This window comes from Serratia symbiotica (assembly GCF_000821185.2).
In the GTDB taxonomy this organism is placed as follows: Bacteria; Pseudomonadota; Gammaproteobacteria; order Enterobacterales; family Enterobacteriaceae; genus Serratia; species Serratia symbiotica.
In genome coordinates, this window is record NZ_CP050855.1 from 3,216,550 (window position 1) to 3,236,113 (window position 19,564).

13 protein-coding genes and 3 pseudogenes are annotated in these 19,564 nt (G+C 53.7%); 9 read left to right on the forward strand and 7 right to left on the reverse strand.

Annotated elements, in window-relative coordinates; all coding sequences use genetic code 11:
• Positions 1-9: 9 nt before the first annotated feature.
• The 5 genes and pseudogenes from SYMBAF_RS15915 to SYMBAF_RS15935 form a co-directional block, all read right to left on the reverse strand.
• Positions 10-443: pseudogene (locus SYMBAF_RS15915) on the reverse strand (transposase); the annotation flags it as partial.
• A gap of 123 nt (positions 444-566) precedes the next feature.
• Entirely contained in the window at positions 567-1,907 is a 1,341-nt protein-coding gene (accC, locus tag SYMBAF_RS15920) for an acetyl-CoA carboxylase biotin carboxylase subunit (RefSeq protein ID WP_040264028.1), read from the reverse strand.
• An 11-nt stretch (positions 1,908-1,918) separates the two neighbouring features.
• Positions 1,919-2,377 carry an acetyl-CoA carboxylase biotin carboxyl carrier protein gene (gene accB / locus SYMBAF_RS15925; protein WP_040264026.1) on the reverse strand — a complete coding sequence of 153 codons (459 nt, stop codon included), beginning with the start codon at positions 2,375-2,377 and terminating at the stop codon, positions 1,919-1,921.
• Positions 2,378-2,409: 32 nt separating this feature from the next.
• Complete coding sequence (gene aroQ, locus SYMBAF_RS15930) at positions 2,410-2,862, reverse strand: type II 3-dehydroquinate dehydratase (RefSeq protein WP_040264024.1); 453 nt, start codon at positions 2,860-2,862, stop codon at positions 2,410-2,412.
• Between the two features lie 351 nt (positions 2,863-3,213).
• Positions 3,214-3,489 (reverse strand): annotated as a pseudogene (locus SYMBAF_RS15935) (oxidoreductase); the annotation flags it as partial.
• A gap of 636 nt (positions 3,490-4,125) precedes the next feature.
• Here SYMBAF_RS15935 and SYMBAF_RS15940 point away from each other — a divergent pair.
• The 8 genes and pseudogenes from SYMBAF_RS15940 to tldD all read left to right on the forward strand — a co-directional run.
• Positions 4,126-4,468: pseudogene (locus SYMBAF_RS15940) on the forward strand (RNase E specificity factor CsrD); the annotation flags it as partial.
• A 577-nt stretch (positions 4,469-5,045) separates the two neighbouring features.
• Positions 5,046-6,089 (forward strand): rod shape-determining protein MreB, encoded by a 1,044-nt coding sequence (gene mreB / locus SYMBAF_RS15945; RefSeq protein WP_040264021.1) that lies wholly within the window; start codon positions 5,046-5,048, stop codon positions 6,087-6,089.
• Positions 6,090-6,182: 93 nt separating this feature from the next.
• Positions 6,183-7,142: a rod shape-determining protein MreC gene (mreC, locus tag SYMBAF_RS15950; protein WP_040264019.1), complete on the forward strand. Its 960-nt coding sequence runs from the start codon at positions 6,183-6,185 to the stop codon at positions 7,140-7,142.
• On the forward strand, positions 7,142-7,630 hold the full coding sequence (mreD, locus tag SYMBAF_RS15955; RefSeq protein ID WP_040264018.1) for a rod shape-determining protein MreD: 489 nt from the start codon (positions 7,142-7,144) through the stop codon (positions 7,628-7,630). Before mreC ends, mreD begins: the two co-directional genes overlap by 1 nt.
• A 10-nt stretch (positions 7,631-7,640) precedes the next feature.
• Entirely contained in the window at positions 7,641-8,225 is a 585-nt protein-coding gene (locus tag SYMBAF_RS15960) for a Maf family protein (RefSeq protein ID WP_040264016.1), read from the forward strand.
• A gap of 35 nt (positions 8,226-8,260) precedes the next feature.
• Entirely contained in the window at positions 8,261-9,730 is a 1,470-nt protein-coding gene (gene rng, locus SYMBAF_RS15965) for a ribonuclease G (protein WP_040264014.1), read from the forward strand.
• A 75-nt stretch (positions 9,731-9,805) separates the two neighbouring features.
• Positions 9,806-13,594 carry an AsmA2 domain-containing protein YhdP gene (yhdP, locus tag SYMBAF_RS15970; RefSeq protein WP_040264012.1) on the forward strand — a complete coding sequence of 1,263 codons (3,789 nt, stop codon included), beginning with the start codon at positions 9,806-9,808 and terminating at the stop codon, positions 13,592-13,594.
• Positions 13,595-13,703: 109 nt separating this feature from the next.
• Entirely contained in the window at positions 13,704-15,149 is a 1,446-nt protein-coding gene (gene tldD / locus SYMBAF_RS15975; RefSeq protein ID WP_040264009.1) for a metalloprotease TldD, read from the forward strand.
• Between the two features lie 328 nt (positions 15,150-15,477).
• On the opposite strand, the gene fpr is transcribed toward tldD, so the two are convergent.
• Positions 15,478-16,224, reverse strand: coding sequence for a ferredoxin--NADP(+) reductase (gene fpr / locus SYMBAF_RS15980; RefSeq protein ID WP_040264007.1), 747 nt, complete (start codon positions 16,222-16,224; stop codon positions 15,478-15,480).
• Positions 16,225-16,600: 376 nt separating this feature from the next.
• On the opposite strand from fpr, the gene emrD reads away from it, so the two are divergent.
• The gene (emrD, locus tag SYMBAF_RS15985) at positions 16,601-17,785 is read left to right on the forward strand and encodes a multidrug efflux MFS transporter EmrD (RefSeq protein WP_040264005.1); all 1,185 of its coding nucleotides are present in this window, start codon (positions 16,601-16,603) and stop codon (positions 17,783-17,785) included.
• Positions 17,786-18,019: 234 nt separating this feature from the next.
• Here emrD and glpK read toward each other — a convergent pair whose 3' ends face one another.
• The gene (gene glpK / locus SYMBAF_RS15990; RefSeq protein WP_040264004.1) at positions 18,020-19,528 is read right to left on the reverse strand and encodes a glycerol kinase GlpK; all 1,509 of its coding nucleotides are present in this window, start codon (positions 19,526-19,528) and stop codon (positions 18,020-18,022) included.
• Between the last annotated feature and the right edge of the window lie 36 nt (positions 19,529-19,564).

Consider the following 19,564-nt stretch of genomic DNA (forward strand, 5'->3'; position numbering starts at 1 on the left):
TGGGCGCTATTGCCACTGTTTTAACTCAGGTATCACCTTATCGATGACGGCGCTGATCGTGGCACTGGACACGCTAAAAGCGCGATTTCCTGACTGATAGCTTTGTCACTCATGCCGAGGGCAAACATCCGTATGATCTTGCGTTCGATCTCATCGGACAGCGTGGTCTGATGCTTTTTCACCCGTTGAGGTTCAAAAGAGCCGTTGCGCTCCCGAGGCGTGGCCAGTTCAAAAGCGCCTGTGGGTGTTTTGACTGTTTTTGGGGTCGAGCCGTTTTTACGGTTGGCTTCAAGGTCTTGAGCCAGATGGGAGTCAAGTTCAGCGGCCAAAGCAGCTTCCGTCAAAGGCTTGATTAACGGAGTTAAAATACCAGCTTTGCCCGTCAAGGCCTGGTCATCCTGACATGCTTTCAGGGCTTTATCGAAATCGAAGGGTTGGGATATGTGTCATTCCTTTTTGATTATATATTGACTTGAATGACACAGAATTTCTAACACTCCCACCGTTTAACGTTCCCCCATCTAACTTTGGGGGATACAATCAACCGACCTTCTGTCTTCAGTTTCCTATAGGTTTAACTTTTTCTCCAAATAGTGGATGTTGGTGCCACCATGCTGGAAGTTTTCGTCGTTCATGATCTTTTGCTGCAACTTAATGTTGGTTTTGATGCCATCAATGATCAACTCAGCCAGCGCATTCTTCATGCGGGCAATTGCCACATCTCGGTTTTCACCGTAAGTGATCAGCTTACCGATCATGGAGTCATAGTACGGCGGTACCGTATAGCCAGCGTAGATATGAGACTCCCAACGCACGCCGAAACCACCTGGCGCATGGAAACGAGAGATCTTACCTGGGCTTGGCAGGAAAGTGTTTGGATCTTCGGCGTTGATACGGCATTCCACCGCGTGGCCGTGGATCTTCACCTCGTGTTGTTTGATCGATAGCGGCAGACCGGCAGCAATGCGTAACTGCTCTTTGATCAGATCCACACCGGTGATCATCTCAGTAACCGGATGTTCAACCTGAATACGGGTGTTCATTTCGATGAAATAGAACTCGCCGTTTTCATACAGAAACTCAAAAGTACCTGCACCCCGGTAGCCGATTTCCACGCAGGCTTTCGAGCAGCGTTCGCCGATATAGCGGCGCATGTCGCTGGTGATACCTGGTGCTGGTGCCTCTTCTACCACTTTCTGGTGGCGGCGCTGCATGGAACAATCACGCTCAGCCAGATAGATGGCGTTGCCCTGGCCGTCAGCCAATACCTGAATTTCAATATGGCGTGGGTTCTCCAGGTATTTTTCCATATAAACCATGTCGTTGTTGAAAGCCGCTTTGGCTTCCGCTTTCGTCATGTTAATGGACTGCTCAAGATCTTTATCGCTGTGCACAACGCGCATGCCACGGCCGCCACCACCGCCGGATGCCTTGATGATCACCGGGTAACCAATACGTTTGGCAAAGGCGTGGTTTTTATCCATATCGTCGGTCAGCGGGCCATCGGAGCCAGGCACACAAGGTACCCCGGCTTTCTTCATGGCATTGATCGCAGAAACCTTATCGCCCATCAGGCGGATAGTTTCCGCTTTTGGGCCAATAAAGATAAAGCCTGAGCGTTCAACCTGCTCGGCAAAGTCGGCATTCTCGGACAGGAAGCCATAGCCAGGGTGGATCGCCACTGCACCGGTGATTTCCGCCGCAGAGATGATAGCCGGGATGTTTAAGTAACTTCTTACCGATGGTGCCGGGCCGATACACACGGTCTCATCAGCCAGCAGTACGTGTTTCAGATCACGGTCGGCTATGGAGTGAACCGCCACGGTCTTGATGCCCAGCTCTTTGCAGGCACGCAAAATACGTAGCGCTATCTCGCCACGGTTGGCGATAACAATTTTATCAAGCATGAGACGCCTCGTTATTCGATGACGACCAGTGGCTCGTCATATTCAACCGGCTGGCCGCTTTCCACCAGAATAGCTTTAACAACACCGGATTTATCTGCCTCGATCTGGTTCATCATTTTCATTGCTTCAACGATGCACAGCGTGTCGCCGACATTCACGCTCTGGCCAACTTCCACAAAGGCTTTCGCGTCGGGGCTTGGCGTGCGGTAGAAGGTACCGACCATTGGGGAGCGAACGACATGGCCACTCATCGCTGCAGGGGGTTCTGCACCTGACACGCTGCCTATTGTTGCAGCCAGGGCTGGCTGTTGCTGTGCCGGTAGTGCGTATGCCTGCTGCATCATTGGGTAAGCCTGCGCCGGTGCGGCACGGCTGATGCGAACTGATTCTTCGCCTTCAGAGATTTCCAGTTCAGAAATACCTGATTCTTCAACCAGTTCGATCAGTTTCTTGATTTTACGAATATCCATGAGTGTGATTCCGTACTCTTTTTGTGTAGCAATTAGTAGGTATTTGACAGACGGTTAACCGCTGCCTGTAAAGCAAAAGTGTAGCCATTTGCACCCAGCCCGCAGATCACGCCTACCGCTACGTCAGAGAGGTAAGAGTGATGGCGGAAAGGCTCACGAGCGTGCACGTTGGACAGATGGATCTCGATAAAGGGGATCTGCACCGCCAGCAATGCATCGCGTAGCGCCACACTGGTGTGCGTGAACGCAGCCGGGTTGATCAAAATGAAATCCGTGTTGCCGCGTGCCTGATGAACGCGATCGATCAGCAGAGACTCGGCGTTGGATTGCAGATGACTCAGTGTTATATCCAGTGCGGACGCCTGGTTTTCTAATTCATTAACAATCTCTGCTAGTGTTGTGCTGCCGTACTTCTCTGGCTCACGCGTCCCCAACAGATTCAGATTGGGGCCGTTTAGAAGCAAAATGTGAAATTTATCCGACATTGTGCTGGTATCTCCGGCAATAAAACCAACATCGTAGAAAATAACCCGATGTCACCGATTTGTCACCTGTTAAGGGGGGAATTTTCCCTTAGAACAGGATCAAGGTAGGGTATTATAACGATATCGTAGCAATTAGCAGCTGAATACTGATCTTAGCAGCGAAGATATTTAAAACCTAATTAGTCAGTCCAGATAATCATTGTGGGAATGTGAAGGGGAACACAGAGAAAAGTTCTCGCCTACGGCACGCGTCAATAACGCGCGCCGAGCTGAGCAGGTTTTCATCGGCCACAGGGTGACATCACGGGAACCGATAAATCGCTTAGAACCGTTGCTAGCATCTCATGCACGTCAGCGGATCTTCACCAGCGTGCGATCGGTGGCCTTATAGTCATTGCCCAGCTGTGCCGCAGTGGTAGCCGGCACTTCTTCCAGGGATATTTCGTCGGTGGCCTGCTGATAGAAGCTGTCTGGCAGGGTGATAGCTAGTCGCTCCCAAGTGGTTTGACGGCAGCGCTGCGGCGTATATGCTGAATTTATCCCCTGTAGGCGCACGTTGCGCAGGATAAACGGCATCACGGGGGTGAGCAGTTGGTAGCCGCCGGCCAGCCCGCAGGCGGCAACAGTGCTCGCATGTCACTTTTCATCTCTTTACATTTTTCTAAAACTATAAAGTGGTTGAATTAGATTTATTTGACTATTTGCATAATAAGAACCTATCCCATTAGGCTATTTTATTTGCCATTTTGGCCCTGGACAGTGTTTATAATCCTCACGTACTTCATGAACGCCTACTGGGATAGGCTCTGAGCATAAGCAACCTGGAGCCTGATTGGGGAAAAATGATGCTTTCAGGTCTTCTTTATCGGGGCCTTTACCTAACCTGAGATAAAAGTCAGTTTAAATTAAATATCAAGGCATTAAGTTACATTTATTGAGCAGGATTGGCACCTTTATTTATCAACGGGCGAATACTCATTTAATCATAGCGGATGAGGCACAGGGATGCGATTTACCACCAAACTCTCAGTATTGATCACTTTGTTGCTCGGGTTGGCGATGTTTTTGATGCTACTGGCGTGCTGCTACCGTTTCTTTTACGTCACCCAAGATCGGGTTAGAACGTCGCTTTGATTCGCTGGTGATCCGCGCCTTCGCACGCAGGATGTCAAAACTGGCTTGAATAACCGGTTGTTCTTCGATAACCAACGGATCACCCAGTTGGAAGAAAAGGGTTCGCACGGCATCGTAATGAAGGTGCGCCTGCGCGATACCCTGTTACAGCGTGCAAAAAGTCATCGGTGGCGGATTATGATTGAACTTGAAGAAGCAGATGTCTGTCAACATATTGACCGTTTGCGCCCAGTGCTGAGATTGCTGTCAGCGCTGGGCTGTCGTTTTGCCGTTTCCCAAGCGGGATGAGGATCAGTTGTTTGTACAAAGCCTGATCTGCACCCAAGTTTTCGCCATCAGCGTGCGCACGTGCAACGAATGGCAAACGCTGAAAGATCGTGGGTTCTGCGGCGGGCAGGGAAACTTTTTCACACCACCACAGCCGATAGATGTTGGGTGTAAAAAATATTCACGATTATCGTGTTTAACCTGAATGCCGGGCAAAAATTGACGTAGAATGAGCGCCAATTCATCTGAGCTATTTTAATCGTCAACGGCCTGCGACAATGATGTCTAATTGAGATAGGCTATTTATCAGCCTTTTTCTGGCCGAACGTAGGTCGGCGCTTACCACTGGCGACAATTAGGAAGTATGTTAGATTTTATACCCTAAATAATTCGAGTTGCTGGAAGGTGGCAATGTAGCGACAAATCGGTCGGGAACTGATTTGAACAGCGCTTGCTCTGGGCTGCGGGCTGAACTTCGGGGATGAGGTTCATTGATCCCCAGTCAGTGACTGGGGTGAGCGAGGGAAGCTAACGCACAGGCAACTTGAAGTATGACGGGTATATGCGCTGTGTAACGCCGTTTTGGGCGCGGAAAAGGGGGCAAGCTGAACCTTTGTTTAGGGAATTCAGTGCTCATCCCATTTTCCTGCATTCGAACAGCAACAATACAGACTATTTTTCACCGAAGTAGAACGTTTTTGCGCCTTGTCGCTACTTCGTGTGGTTGGTAAAGTAGGCGGATTTTATTTTCTGCCCCTAGCTTGCAGGATTATCCTTTAGTTATGTTTAAGAAATTCCGTGGCATGTTTTCCAATGACTTGTCCATCGACTTGGGTACTGCTAATACCCTGATTTATGTTAAGGGACAAGGTATTGTATTGAATGAACCGTCGGTGGTTGCCATCCGCCAAGATCGTGCCGGTTCTCCGAAGAGCGTTGCGGCTGTAGGCCATGACGCCAAACAGATGTTGGGGCGCACCCCTGGTAATATCGCGGCAATTCGCCCGATGAAAGATGGCGTTATCGCTGACTTCTTCGTGACCGAAAAAATGCTGCAACACTTTATAAAACAGGTTCATAGCAACAACTTTATGCGCCCAAGCCCGCGCGTGTTGGTCTGTGTGCCTGTCGGTGCAACCCAGGTTGAACGCCGCGCTATCCGCGAATCTGCCCAGGGAGCTGGCGCGCGTGAAGTGTTTTTGATTGAAGAACCGATGGCTGCGGCGATCGGCGCAGGTTTGCCGGTATCAGAAGCCACTGGTTCCATGGTGGTGGACATCGGTGGCGGTACTACTGAAGTGGCGGTGATTTCGTTGAACGGCGTGGTCTACTCCTCTTCGGTACGCATCGGCGGTGATCGCTTTGATGAGGCCATCATTAATTATGTGCGCCGTAACTACGGTTCACTGATCGGTGAAGCCACCGCCGAGCGCATTAAGCATGAAATCGGTTCGGCTTACCCTGGCGACGAAGTGCGAGAAATCGAAGTTCGCGGTCGTAACCTGGCCGAAGGCGTGCCGCGCGGCTTTACCCTGAACTCCAATGAAATCCTTGAAGCCTTGCAGGAACCGTTGACCGGCATTGTCAGCGCGGTGATGGTGGCGTTGGAACAGTGCCCACCGGAGCTGGCTTCCGATATTTCCGAGCGCGGCATGGTATTGACCGGTGGCGGTGCGTTGCTGCGCAACCTCGATCGCCTACTGATGGAAGAAACCGGCATTCCGGTCGTTGTAGCAGAAGATCCGCTAACCTGCGTGGCTCGCGGCGGAGGCAAGGCGTTGGAAATGATCGACATGCATGGCGGTGATTTGTTCAGCGAAGATTAGCCTGCCCTGTGAGGAGGGATCGTATCGGATGATTGTGCACCGCGAGAATTGGGTACGATTTCTCTTTCTGTTGTCGAGGAACTCGCATAATTTATGAAGCCAATTTTCAGCAGAGGGACTTCCCTACAATTACGGCTCTTTTTGGCGGTGATTGTAGCCATTAGCCTGATCGTTGCTGACAGACGGCTCGATGCATTCGTGCAGATACGCAACTACATGGACACCGCCGTCAGTCCTTTCTATTTTCTCGCCAATGGGCCGCGCAAAGCTTTAGACAGCCTGTCAGAAACGCTGGCCACCCGCCAACAATTAAAACTGGAAAACCGCGCTCTGCGCCAGGAACTGCTGCTGAAAAACAGCGACCTTCTTCTTCTTGACCAATTTAAGCAGGAGAATACCCGATTGCGCGAGCTGTTGGGGTCGCCGTTGCGCCAGGACGAGCACATGATGGTCACCCAGGTGATCTCCACCAGTGCTGATCCGTACAGCGATCAGGTGGTGATCGACAAGGGATCGGACAACGGCGTATATGAAGGCCAGCCGGTGATCAGCGACAAGGGGGTGGTTGGTCAAGTGGTGGCGGTGGCCAAGGTTACCAGCCGCGTGCTGCTGATTTGCGACGTTGCACACGCGCTGCCAATCCAAGTGCTGCGCAACGATATACGGGTGATAGCCGCAGGTAGCGGCTGCGCCGACGATTTACAATTGGAACATTTGCCGAGCAGTGCCGATGTCCGGGTGGGTGATGTTCTGGTCACCTCTGGTCTGGGTGGCCGCTTCCCGGAAGGTTATCCGGTGGCGGTGGTTTCGTCCGTCAAGGTGGATAACCAGCGCGCCTATACTGTGATTCAGGCTCGGCCCACCGCTGGGCTACAACGCCTGCGTTACCTGCTGCTGCTGTGGGGTACAGATCGCAACGGCGATATGCCGCTGCCGCCGGGCGAAGTACACCGGGTGGCTAATGAGCGCTTAATGCAGATGATGCCGCAGGTGCTGCCGCCAGTTGAAGCTGTTGGGCCACCATCACCGCTGCTGGCCGCAGGAACCCACTAATGAATAGCTACTGCATCCACGGGCGTTGGATCATCTGGTTGTCATTCTTGGTGGCGTTAGTGTTGCAAGTCATGCCGTGGCCGGAACAAATCTATATGTTTCGCCCGTCCTGGCTGGAGTTGGTGCTGATTTACTGGGTGATGGCGTTGCCGCACCGGGTCAATGTCGGCACCGGCTTTCTGCTCGGACTGATTATCGATCTGATCCTCGGCTCCACGCTTGGCGTACGTGCGTTGGCGCTGGGTATCATCGCCTATCTGGTGGCATTCAAATGTCAGCTTTTCCGCAACATAGCGCTGTGGCAACAAGCATTGATCGTGGTGTTGCTGTCACTGGTGATGGATGTAGTGGTGTTATGGGCAGAATTTTTAGTGATCAACCTCTCTTTCCGCCCAGAGGTGTTCTGGAACAGTGTGGTAAACGGCATTCTGTGGCCATGGTTATTCCTACTGATGCGCAAAATTCGCCGTCAGTTCGCGGTACAGTAAGGGTATATCAATGATTGCGCTTTATTTGGCTTCCGGCTCTCCACGCCGACACGAATTACTGACGCTGCTGGGTGTGCCGTTTGACATTTTGCTGACGCATACTACAGAGCAGCGTCAGGAAGGTGAAGCCGCCGCCGCCTACGTGTGTCGCCTGGCGCAGGATAAGGCCAAAGCGGGCGTGATGCTGGCACCGCAGGATCTTCCGGTGCTGGGGGCGGATACCCTAGTGGTGCTCAACGGGTGGGTACTAGAGAAACCGCAGGATGAAACGCATGCCGCGAAAATGCTGGCGGCGCTGTCGGGTAAACAGCATCAGGTAATGACGGCGGTGGCTATCGCCGATCGCCATAAAGTGCTGTGCCAACGGGTGGTGACCGACGTAACATTCCGCAATCTGTCGCCGCGAGACATACGCGACTATATTGCAACAGGTGAGCCTATGGATAAAGCGGGAGCCTACGGAATTCAAGGAAAAGGCGGTTGTTTCGTCAGAACGATAACCGGGAGTTATCACGCTGTGATGGGTCTGCCGCTGGTTGAAACCCATGAGCTACTCAGTAATTTTGTCGCATTAGGTGATGTGAGAGCCAATTGATGGACGCGACTATCAATCGGCTCTGAGGAAAAGGCATGACAACTGAGCTACTGGTTAATATCACACCGTCTGAAACACGGGTTGCCTATATCGATGACGGCATTCTGCAAGAGATCCATATTGAGCGCGGATCCAAACGCGGCATCGTCGGCAATATTTACAAAGGTCGCGTTAGCCGTGTCTTACCGGGGATGCAAGCGGCGTTCGTCGATATCGGTCTGGATAAGGCTGCCTTCCTGCACGCTTCCGATATCATGCCGCATACTGAATGCGTCGCCGGCGATGAGCAAAAGAATTTCCATGTGCGCGATATTGCTGAACTGGTGCGCCAGGGGCAGGATCTGGTGGTGCAGGTGGTGAAAGATCCGCTCGGCACTAAGGGCGCGCGCCTGACCACCGACATCACTCTGCCTTCGCGTTACCTGGTGTTTATGCCGGGGGCAGCACACGTTGGGGTATCGCAGCGCATTGACAGCGAAGCCGAGCGTGAACGCTTGAAGAACGCCGTTGCTGCTTACTGCGACGAACTGGGTGGGTTTATTATTCGTACCGCAGCAGAGGGTATCGGCGAAGAAGAGCTAGCGCAGGATGCCGACTTCCTTAAGCGCCTGTGGGCCAAAGTGCTGGAGCGTAAAAAACGCCACCGAACCAAGTACAAGTTGTATGGCGAGCTGGCGCTGGCGCAGCGTATTTTGCGCGATTTTGCTGGCGCAGCGCTAGAACGTATCCGCGTTGATTCACGGCTGACGTACGATCTGCTAGTGGAATTTACCGATGAATACATCCCGGATATCACCAGTAAGCTGGAGCTGTACACTGGCAACCCGCCGATCTTTGACCTGTACGACGTGGAAAACGAGATCCAGCGGGCGCTTGAGCGCAAGGTAGCGCTAAAATCGGGTGGCTACCTAATCATCGATCAAACCGAAGCGATGACCACCGTCGACATCAACACTGGCGCTTTCGTCGGTCACCGCAATCTCGACGAGACCATATTCAACACCAATATCGAGGCCACTCAAGCCATCGCCCGTCAACTACGCTTGCGCAATTTAGGCGGCATTATCATCATTGATTTTATCGATATGCATAATGAAGAACATCGCCGCCGGGTGCTGCATTCGCTGGAGCAGGCGTTGAATAAAGATCGGGTAAAAACCACGGTCAACGGTTTCTCTCAGCTAGGCTTAGTTGAAATGACGCGCAAACGGACGCGTGAAAGCATTGAACATGTGTTATGCCACAGTTGCTCTGCCTGTAACGGGCGCGGCACAGTGAAAACGGTGGAAACCGTATGTTACGAGATCCTGCGTGAGATTGTACGTGTACATCACGCTTACGATTCTGATCGTTTCCTGGTATATGCCTCGGCGGCGGTCGGCGAAGCGCTGAAGAGTGAAGAGTCTCACGCGATGGCCGAAGTGGAGATTTTTGTCGGTAAGCAGGTGAAGGTGCAGATCGAACCGCTTTACAGCCAAGAGCAGTTCGACGTTGTCATGATGTAACCCGTCCGGCCAGGCGCTGAGCCTGTTAATACATAGATATTTCCGTTGCCAGGCAACGGAAGCAAGGAGAACTGCGTGAGGCGACTGCCTGGGATTTTGTTAGCAACAGGCACCACGGTGATTGTTATTGTGGCGTTGCTGATCAGCGGGCTGCGCTTGGTGCTGCCCGAACTGAACCACTATCGCCCGCAGTTGCTGGCGAAAGTAGCCAGTCTCTCCGGCGTACCCGTGCAGGTTGATTTTATGCAAGGTAGTTGGCAAGCCTACGGCCCACGGCTGGAAATGCGCAACATAGGTGCCACTCTGCCCAAAGGCAACCTGCGTATTGAACGCCTTACACTAGCGCTGGACGTGTGGCAATCGCTGTTGCACTGGCGTTGGCAGTTTCGCGACCTCACATTCCACCAATTCCAGCTTGATCTGAACGTCACACTGGGCGGTGACGACCATCAAGCTAACCCTATTGAACCGGGGGAAATCAGCGATCTGGTGCTGCGCCAGCTCGATCATTTTGACCTGCGCGACAGCCGCATCTCTTTCCTAACGCCCGCTGGCGCACGCGCCGAATTAGACATTCCGCAGCTCACCTGGCTCAACAGCCGCAACCGCCATCGCGCTGAAGGGCAGATTAGCCTATCGACGCTGAACGGTCAGCATGGCGTGGTACAATTGCGCATGGATCTACGTGATAACCAAGGATTATTGAATACCGGTACAATTTATCTTCAAGCCGACAATATCGACATCAAGCCCTGGTTTACCCGCTGGCTGCATGCCAACACCGGACTGGAAAATGCAGATTTTAGCCTGGCGGCTTGGTTGCAGATCCAGAATGGCGAAATCGCTGGCGGCAATGCGCTACTGAAGCAAGGAACGGCTAACTGGGGTACAGGCACCAAACAACACCAGTTGGACGTGGATAATTTGGTGCTGTCGATGCGCCGTCAGAGTACGGGGTGGCAGATCGATGTGCCTCAGTGGCGGCTGAGCACCGATGGGCAGGCTTGGCCGCAGGGTGCGCTTTACGCACTGTGGCTACCGGAAAGCACCGCGTCGAGCCAGAACGCAGAATTGCGTATACGTGCGACGGACATTCAGCTAGAGCGCCTGTCGGCATTGTTGCCGACCTTCTCGTTCCTTAGCCCGGAGTTGCTGGAGCGCTGGAATGATGTACAGCCGCAGGGCAAGCTTACGGCGCTGGCGCTGGACATCCCAGTGAAACAGCCGGAACAGACCCGCTTTCAGGCTCTTTGGCAGGATGTCAGTTGGCAGCCTTGGAAACTATTGCCCGGCATCGATCACTTCTCCGGTGTGTTGAGCGGCGGGGTGGCAGAGGGGCACCTGACGCTAAGTCTTAACGACAGCACGTTGCCCTACGGCGACATGTTCCGCGCCCCGTTGGAAATTAGCAGCGCACATGGTGCGCTGACCTGGCGTTACCACGATCAAGGCTGGGAATTGGCGAGCGAGGGGCTAGAGGTCAAAGCCAAATCACTGTGGGTCAACGGCGATTTTCGCTACCAGCAGCCAGCCAAGGGCACCCCTTGGCTAAGTATCCTAGCGGGCATCCGCCTGTATAACGGCGCGGACGCTTGGCGTTACTTCCCGGAACCGCTGATGGGCAAACCACTGGTGGATTACCTCAGTAGAGCCATTCAGGGCGGGCAAGTAGATAACGCCACACTGATCTACGCAGGCGATCCACAGCACTTCCCGTATCACAAAAACGAAGGCCTGTTTGAGGTGTTGGTTCCTTTGCGTCATTCGACCTTCCAGTTCCAGCCGGGCTGGCCGGTGCTGACCGATCTGGCGATCGACCTCGATTTCATCAACGACGGGCTGTGGATGCAAGCGGCGCACACCAAGCTGGGTAAGGTTGACGGCAAAAATGTCAGTGCGGTGATCCCAGACTACCTTAAGGAACGGTTGCTGATTGACGCCGAGCTGGTGGGAGCTGGTACTGACGTTCACGACTATTTCAAACAGACCCCGCTGCAAGATTCGCTTGGCGCAGCGCTAGATGAATTGCAACTTGGCGGCAATGTCAGCGGGCGTTTACATCTTGATATCCCGCTGGATGGCGAACAGGTGAGAGCCACGGGGGAAGTGGCTTTACACAACAACTCGCTGCGGGTGAAGCCGCTGGGAAGCGAACTGCATCAACTGAGCGGCAAATTTCGCTTTGACAATGGCAACCTACAAAGCGACACCCTGTCGGCCAACTGGTTTGGGCAGCCGATGGTCGTGGACTTCAATACTCAAGAAGGCGAACGCGATTACAAAGTTGACGTTAGTTTGAAGGCCGACTGGCAGCCAGCCAAGTTTCTCGGCCTGCCGCAGGACCTGGCCGACAAGCTTGGCGGCAGCGCGTCTTGGCAGAGTCGGATTGCTATTGTGCTACCGCATCAGGGTAGGGTCAGTTATGACATCGGCGTAGATGCGGATCTCACAAAAGTAAGCAGTCACTTACCTTCTCCGTTAGGCAAACCAGCGGGTGAAGCACTGCCATTGAGGGTGAAGGTCAGCGGTGGGTTGAACGGCTTTACGCTGACTGGCAGCACGGGTAAACAGAGTCATTTCAATAGTGAATGGCTTTTTGCCAAAAAGCAGGTGACGCTGGCACGCGCCGCATGGCAAAACGCCGGTAGCGGCGCACCGCCGCTACCGACCAGCAAGTCGCTGACCCTCAGCCTACCGCCACTAGACGGCGGGCAATGGCTGGCGTTATTAGCGCCAGTGCTGAAACAGGGTGGCGGCTTGGGCGGCTTCAGTTTCCCAAACACTGTGGTGCTTAAAACGCCACAGTTGCTGCTGGGCGGCCAGGTTTGGCACAAGCTAACACTATCGGCCGAGCAGCAGCACGGTAGAGTGCAGGTGAGCGCCAAGGGCAACGAAGTGGACGGCAGCCTACAGATGGTGGATCGCGGGCCGTGGCGTGCCAATATCACCTATCTCTATTACAACCCACAGTTTGCGAACGGCAAAAGCCCGCTGGCGGCGGTTGACCCTAAGGCTGAGAGGATCTCCTTGCGCAACTGGCCTGCGCTGATGCTGCGCTGCAAGTCATGCTGGTTGCTGGGGCAAAACCTCGGCAAGGTTGAGGCCGATCTGACTCATCAGGGAGATAGCCTGATGCTGGAGCACGGGCTGATCGACACTGGCAAGGGGCGTATGACCGCCAGCGGCCAGTGGAAGCAAGGTATACAGGGAGCGCGCAGCTCACTGAAAGGCAAGCTACTGGGCAGCAAGTTCGACGAAACCACCGCCTTCCTTGGCATTACCACGCCGCTGAAATGCGGGCCATATAATGTGGATTTTGATCTGTACTGGCATGGGCAGCCCTGGCAGCCACAGGTGGATACCCTCAGCGGTACATTGCAGGTCAAGATAGGCAAGGGCGAGATTGACAGCATCGGCGGTGGTCGCGCTGGGCAACTGCTGCGCCTGGTGAGTTTTGACGCGTTGTTGCGCAAGTTGCAGTTCGATTTCAGCGACACCTTCGGCAAAGGTTTTTACTTTGATTCCATCCGCAGTACCGCATCGCTGAAAGATGGCATAATGCATACCGATGACTTATTGGTTGACGGATTGGCGGCGGATATCGCCATGAGCGGTCAGATTGACCTGTCGCGCAACCGGATCGATATGGAAGCGGTGGTGGCACCGGCGATTTCAGCCACCGTTGGCGTAGCAACGGCGTTTGTCGTCAACCCCATCGTCGGTGCAGCGGTGTTTGCTGCTTCGCAGGTGTTGGGGCCATTATGGAGCAAGATTTCCTTGATTCGTTACCACATTAGCGGCGATCTGGAACAGCCGAAAATCAACGAAGTATTGCGTAAGCCAAAGAAGGATAAAGCGCCATGAGGAATACTAACTGGAAAACACTGACCCACTGGCTTGCACCCCCTGCGCGAGCAGAGGCCGCTGACAGCACCGTTTGAGGCAATATCTTCCTTTCAAGAGTGAAAAAATTATGAGTCTGACATTTGTCAGTGAGCAGTTACTTGCGGCGAATAAGCTGAGCCATCAAGACCTATACCAGGTACTGGGCCAACTGGCAGAACGCCGCCTCGATTACGCTGACCTTTATTTTCAGTCCAGCTATCACGAAGCTTGGATGATTGAAGACGGCATCATCAAGGATGGGTCTTACAATATCGATCAGGGTGTCGGGATTCGCGCCGTTAGCGGCGAGAAAACCGGTTTTGCCTATGCTGACCAGATCACCCTAAATGCGTTGCAGCAAAGCGCCCAGGCAGCGCGCAGCATCGTGCGCGACAGCGGCAATGGCAGGGCACACACCCTGGGTGAAATCAGCCATCAGGCGCGGTATCCGTTGCTCGATCCGTTGCAGAGCCTGTCGCGCGAAGAGAAAATTGCCCTGTTGCACCGCGTTGACAAAGTAGCGCGTAACACCGACCCACGCGTGCAAGAAGTGAGCGCCAACATAACCGGCATCTACGAGCAGATGCTGGTAGCGGCTACCGACGGCACCTTGGCGGCGGATGTGCGCCCACTGGTGCGCCTTTCCGTCAATGTGCTGGTGGAACAAGACGGCAAGCGTGAACGCGGTTCCAGCGGTGGCGGTGGCCGTTTCGGTTATGACTACTTCTTAGAAAACATTGACGGCGAAACGCGCGCCGACACCTACGCCAAAGAGGCGGTGCGCATGGCGCTGGTGAACCTTATCGCTGTGGCAGCCCCTGCAGGCAATATGCCGGTGGTACTGGGAGCTGGCTGGCCGGGAGTACTGTTGCACGAAGCGGTAGGCCATGGCCTGGAAGGCGATTTCAACCGGCGCGGCACCTCAGTATTCAGTGGCCAGATGGGCCAACGGGTGGCTTCCGAATTGTGCACTGTGGTGGATGATGGCACCCTACAGGGGTACCGTGGTTCGTTGGCCATTGATGATGAAGGTGTGCCGGGTCAGTACAACGTGTTGATCGAGAACGGCATTCTGAAAGGCTACATGCAAGATAAACTCAATGCGCGCTTGATGGGCATGGCACCAACTGGCAATGGACGCCGTGAGTCCTACGCACATCTGCCGATGCCGCGTATGACCAATACCTACATGCTGGCGGGCAAGTCAATACCTGAAGAGATCATCGCCAGCGTTGAGTACGGCCTGTATGCGCCGAACTTTGGCGGTGGTCAAGTGGATATCACCTCCGGCAAATTTGTATTCTCCACCACCGAAGCTTACCTGATCGAGAAAGGCCGCATCACCAAACCAGTGAAGGGTGCCACGCTGATCGGCTCCGGTATTGAGGCGATGCAACAGATTTCAATGGTTGGCAATGATCTGGCGTTGGATAAAGGTGTCGGCGTCTGCGGCAAAGAAGGGCAAAGTGTGCCGGTGGGTATCGGCCAACCTACCTTGAAGCTGGACAGCCTGACGGTCGGCGGCACAGCGTAGCTTCTCCAGGGGCCAAAGCCATTGGCCCCTAAATGCCCTGTTTTGCTGCATAACTCGCCATTGCAAACATTCAGATTATGAATGTTTGCTGTCAGTTTAGTTGGGCGTTATCCTCAAAAATGCGCAAAAAAAGCGTAGATAGAGTGGGGGGATAGGGTCACCACGATTACAGCTTGCAGCCGAAGGCGATATCAGTAACCCCCTCAGCCTGGATAACGAAAGAGGTGGCAGAAACGACATATTAAGATTTCCACGTGTAACCGCCATTTCATTACTTACAAAATCACCTGAGGTATTGGAAGTGTAGATAAATGATAAGCAGGTGGCATCACCAGTAGTGTTCGCTGGTGATATGCCCCGGCTTGCGGCGCAGGTGTTTGCGCATCTGGCGTTGCTCTTGCAGGATTTTCTGGGTATCGCGCACCATCTGTGGGTTGCCACACAGCATCACATGGCTGGTGTCGGCGTCGATAGTTAATCCTACTACAGCTTCCAGACAGCCATCCTCGATCAGTGCGGGTATGCGCCCGGTCAGGGCATTAGCTGTTGCTTCGCGGCTGACAATAGTCTGAATGCGCATCTTGCCGTTGTAGTGCTGCTGCAATTGCTGCATCAGCGGCAGGTAGCTCAGATCGTGTGCAAAACGAGCGGCATGCACCAGCACCACTTGTTTGATTCGCTCCAGCCCGGTGCCTTCCTGTAAAATTGACAGGTAAGGGCCGATGGCAGTGCCGGTCGCCAACATCCACAGCGTTTCACACTCAGGGACTTCATCTAGCACGAAGAACCCGGCTGCTTCCTTGGTGAGCATCACCTCCGAGCCAGGGCGCAATTGAGCGAGCCTTGGACTCAACTTGCCCTCCGGTACGGTAACCAGGTAAAACTCCAAGTTTGGGCTGCTGGGAGCGTTGACGTAGGAATAGGCACGTTGCACACTTATGCCATCGATTTCCAGTGCCAGTTTGGTAAATTGTCCTGCGATAAAAGGAGCGATCGGCGCGTTAATGGTGATGCTAAACAGCCCGCTAGTCCATTGTTCTACCTTTACAACCTTGCCGTTAACCCATTCAGCCATAATCAACGACTCCCGTGGTCGAATAAAATCAGCGTTGGTGTTTTCATAAATCTCATTCCTATAATGTTATTTTAATTTGCTGGAAGTAATTATCGATTAAATGTTAGGTTATGCCCGCCAGCGGCGCTGATGGGCATAACCTAACAACGCCACGGTTCATTCGGCTTTTTTACTCTCTAAGCGTTAGATGTACCAATTAATTTACGGATCTGGTTGCGTTTGCTGCCAGTGTAACTTAGATCAATCTTTTCCTGAAACTCGCTAAAAAAATTAGATTTGTTAGCTTATGCCGCCTAGAGAGGGCTGCTCGCCATTTTGGCTGCTGCAACGGGCTATGGACCCGTTAATACCTGGGCAAAGATGAAGAAAAAGATTAATGAAAAAAATTGAAAATCTTCACCTGTTGGTGATGCTTATCCTGTTGGTGGCCGTTGGGCAAATGGCGCAAACTATCTATGTTCCCGTTATTGCTGATATCGCGCATGATCTGTCGGTTCTCCCCGGCACCGTGCAGCATGTGATGGCAGCATATCTGATGACCTACGGCTTTTCTCAACTGATTTACGGCCCGCTGTCAGATAGCATAGGTCGTCGGCCGGTGATCTTGGCCGGGATGATGATCTTCCTGATCGGCTCGCTGGGGGCTTTGCTATCCAACGGATTATCCATGCTGGTGGTTACCAGCGCCATTCAGGGCATGGGTACCGGCGTAGCGGGGGTAATGGCGCGTACCTTGCCGCGTGACCTGTACGCTAGCATTGCACTACGTTATGCCAATAGCCTGCTGAATATGGGTATCCTGATCAGCCCACTGCTTGCACCGCTGATCGGTGGGGCATTGGCGATGCTATTTGGCTGGCGTGCTAACTATGCTTTCCTGCTAGCGTTGGGCATTGGGGTCACCTACGCCATGTTCCGCTGGCTACCAGAAACCCGGCCAGCGCTGACGGAAAAGCGCCGCATGTTGGCCAGCTTCCGCCAACTGCTGGCAGATGGCACCTTTACCTGTTATTTGGTGATGCTGATCGGCGCATTGGCGGGGATTGTGGTGTTTGAAGCCAGTTGTGGCGTATTGATGGGGGGCATACTGGGCCTGAGCGGCGTAACCGTTAGCATCTTGTTTATCTTGCCGATCCCTGCGGCGTTCTTCGGTGCCTGGTACGCCGGACGTGATGGAAAAACTTTCCACAGCTTGATGTGGCACGCGGTACTCAGTTGCCTGCTGGCAGGGTTGATGATGTGGACTCCAAGCTGGTTTGGGGTGATGAATATCTGGACATTGATCGTCCCAGCCACGCTGTTTTTCTTCGGTGCTGGTATGATGTTCCCATTGGCTACTACTGGCGCGATGGAGCCTTTCCCTTATCTGGCGGGTGCGGCGGGCGCATTGGTTGGTGGTATGCAGAACCTGGGTTCAGGCCTGGCGGCCTGGTTTTCCGCTACGTTGCCGCAGACTGGGCAGTTCAGCCTGGGGCTGTTGATGTTCGCCATGGCGCTGTTGATATTGCTGTGCTGGTGGCCGTTATCCAATCGGGTACAGCATCAGGATAATACCAGATAAAACCATAGGTTATGGTCGCGGTGTTAGTCGGCTCGCCGCGCTCCAGCCATTTGTCGCCTGCCAGTTAAAAAAATGCCGCCCACACCACAAACCGCAAGCCAGGTTTAGAACCTATCCCATTAGGCTATTTTATTTGCCATTTTGGCCCTGAGCAGAATCCCCACGCACTCCTGTAGTTGCGCGCTGTCTGTGGGCAAACTGGCTGCAACGATGTGCGCTTACAGGGATAGGCGATTAGTCGTGCTCTTCCCATGCTTGAGCGCGCGCCACCGCTTTTTTCCAGCCGCTATAGCGGTAGTTGCGCTCGGTGGTTTCGATGCTGGGCTGGAATTCACGCTCGATAACCGCTTTGCTCTTCACCTCATTCAGATCGTTCCAGTAGCCGATAGCCAGACCTGCCAGGAAAGCTGCACCGAGTGCCGTCGATTCGCGCACTTCATGGCGCTTTATGCGGATGCCGAGGATGTCAGCCTGGAATTGCATCAGGAAGTTGTTGGTGACCGCGCCACCATCCACGCACAGCGATCGTAGGCGAGTGTTGGCATCGGCCTGCATGGCGTCCAGCACGTCGCGGGTCTGATAGGCGATGGACTCCAGTGTGGCACGGATGATGTGGTTGCTGTTGACGCCGCGAGTCAGGCCGAAGATCGCGCCGCGTGCATACGGGTCCCAATAAGGTGCGCCCAGGCCGGTGAAGGCCGGCACGATGTAGATGCCATTGCTGTCTTTCACCTTGGTGGCGAAATATTCAGAGTCGGCAGCGTCGCTGAACAGTTTCAGCTCATCGCGCAGCCACTGGATTGACGCACCGCCGATAAATACTGCGCCTTCCAGCGCGTAGTTCACTTCACCGCGTGGGCCGCAGGCGATGGTGGTCAGCAAACCGTGGTGGGATCGCACCGCTTTCTTGCCGGTGTTCATCAGCAGGAAGCAGCCAGTGCCGTAAGTGTTTTTCGCCATGCCCGATTGGACGCATAGCTGGCCATATAGCGCCGCCTGTTGATCCCCGGCGATACCAGCGATAGGAATACGGGTGCCGCCTTTGCCACCAATGTTGGTATGGCCGTACACCTCAGAAGACGGGCGGACTTTCGGCAACATGGCGTGGGGAATATCCAGCACCTCCAGCATGCGTTCATCCCAGTCCAACTCGTGGATGTTGAACATCATGGTGCGCGATGCGTTGGTGTAATCAGACACATGCACCTGCCCCTCGGTCATCTTCCACACCAGCCAGGTGTCAACGGTGCCGAACAGCAGTTCGCCGCGTTTAGCACGCTCGCGTGCGCCTGCCACATTGTCCAGGATCCACTTGACTTTGGTGCCGGAGAAATAGGGGTCAACCACCAAGCCGGTGGTGTGATGGATGTATGTTTCCAGGCCATCGCGCTTGAGTTTCTCGCAGATACTGGCGGTGCGACGGCATTGCCAGACGATGGCATTGTAGATCGGCTTGCCGGTTTCTTTTTCCCAGACAATGGTCGTCTCACGTTGATTGGCGATGCCGATACCGGCGATCTGATCGGTGTTGATATCGGCCTTCGCCAGCACTTCTACCATCGTGGAACTTTGTGACGCCCAGATTTCCAGCGGATCGTGTTCAACCCAACCGGCTTTCGGGTAAATTTGCACGAATTCACGCTGTGACACCGCGACGATGTTGGCATCGTGATCGAGCACAATAGCGCGTGAACTGGTGGTTCCCTGATCGAGTGCGACAATGTATTTTTTTTCTACTGTCATGATAGTCATCCTGCTGTTGGTCACTGTTTAAAGCTA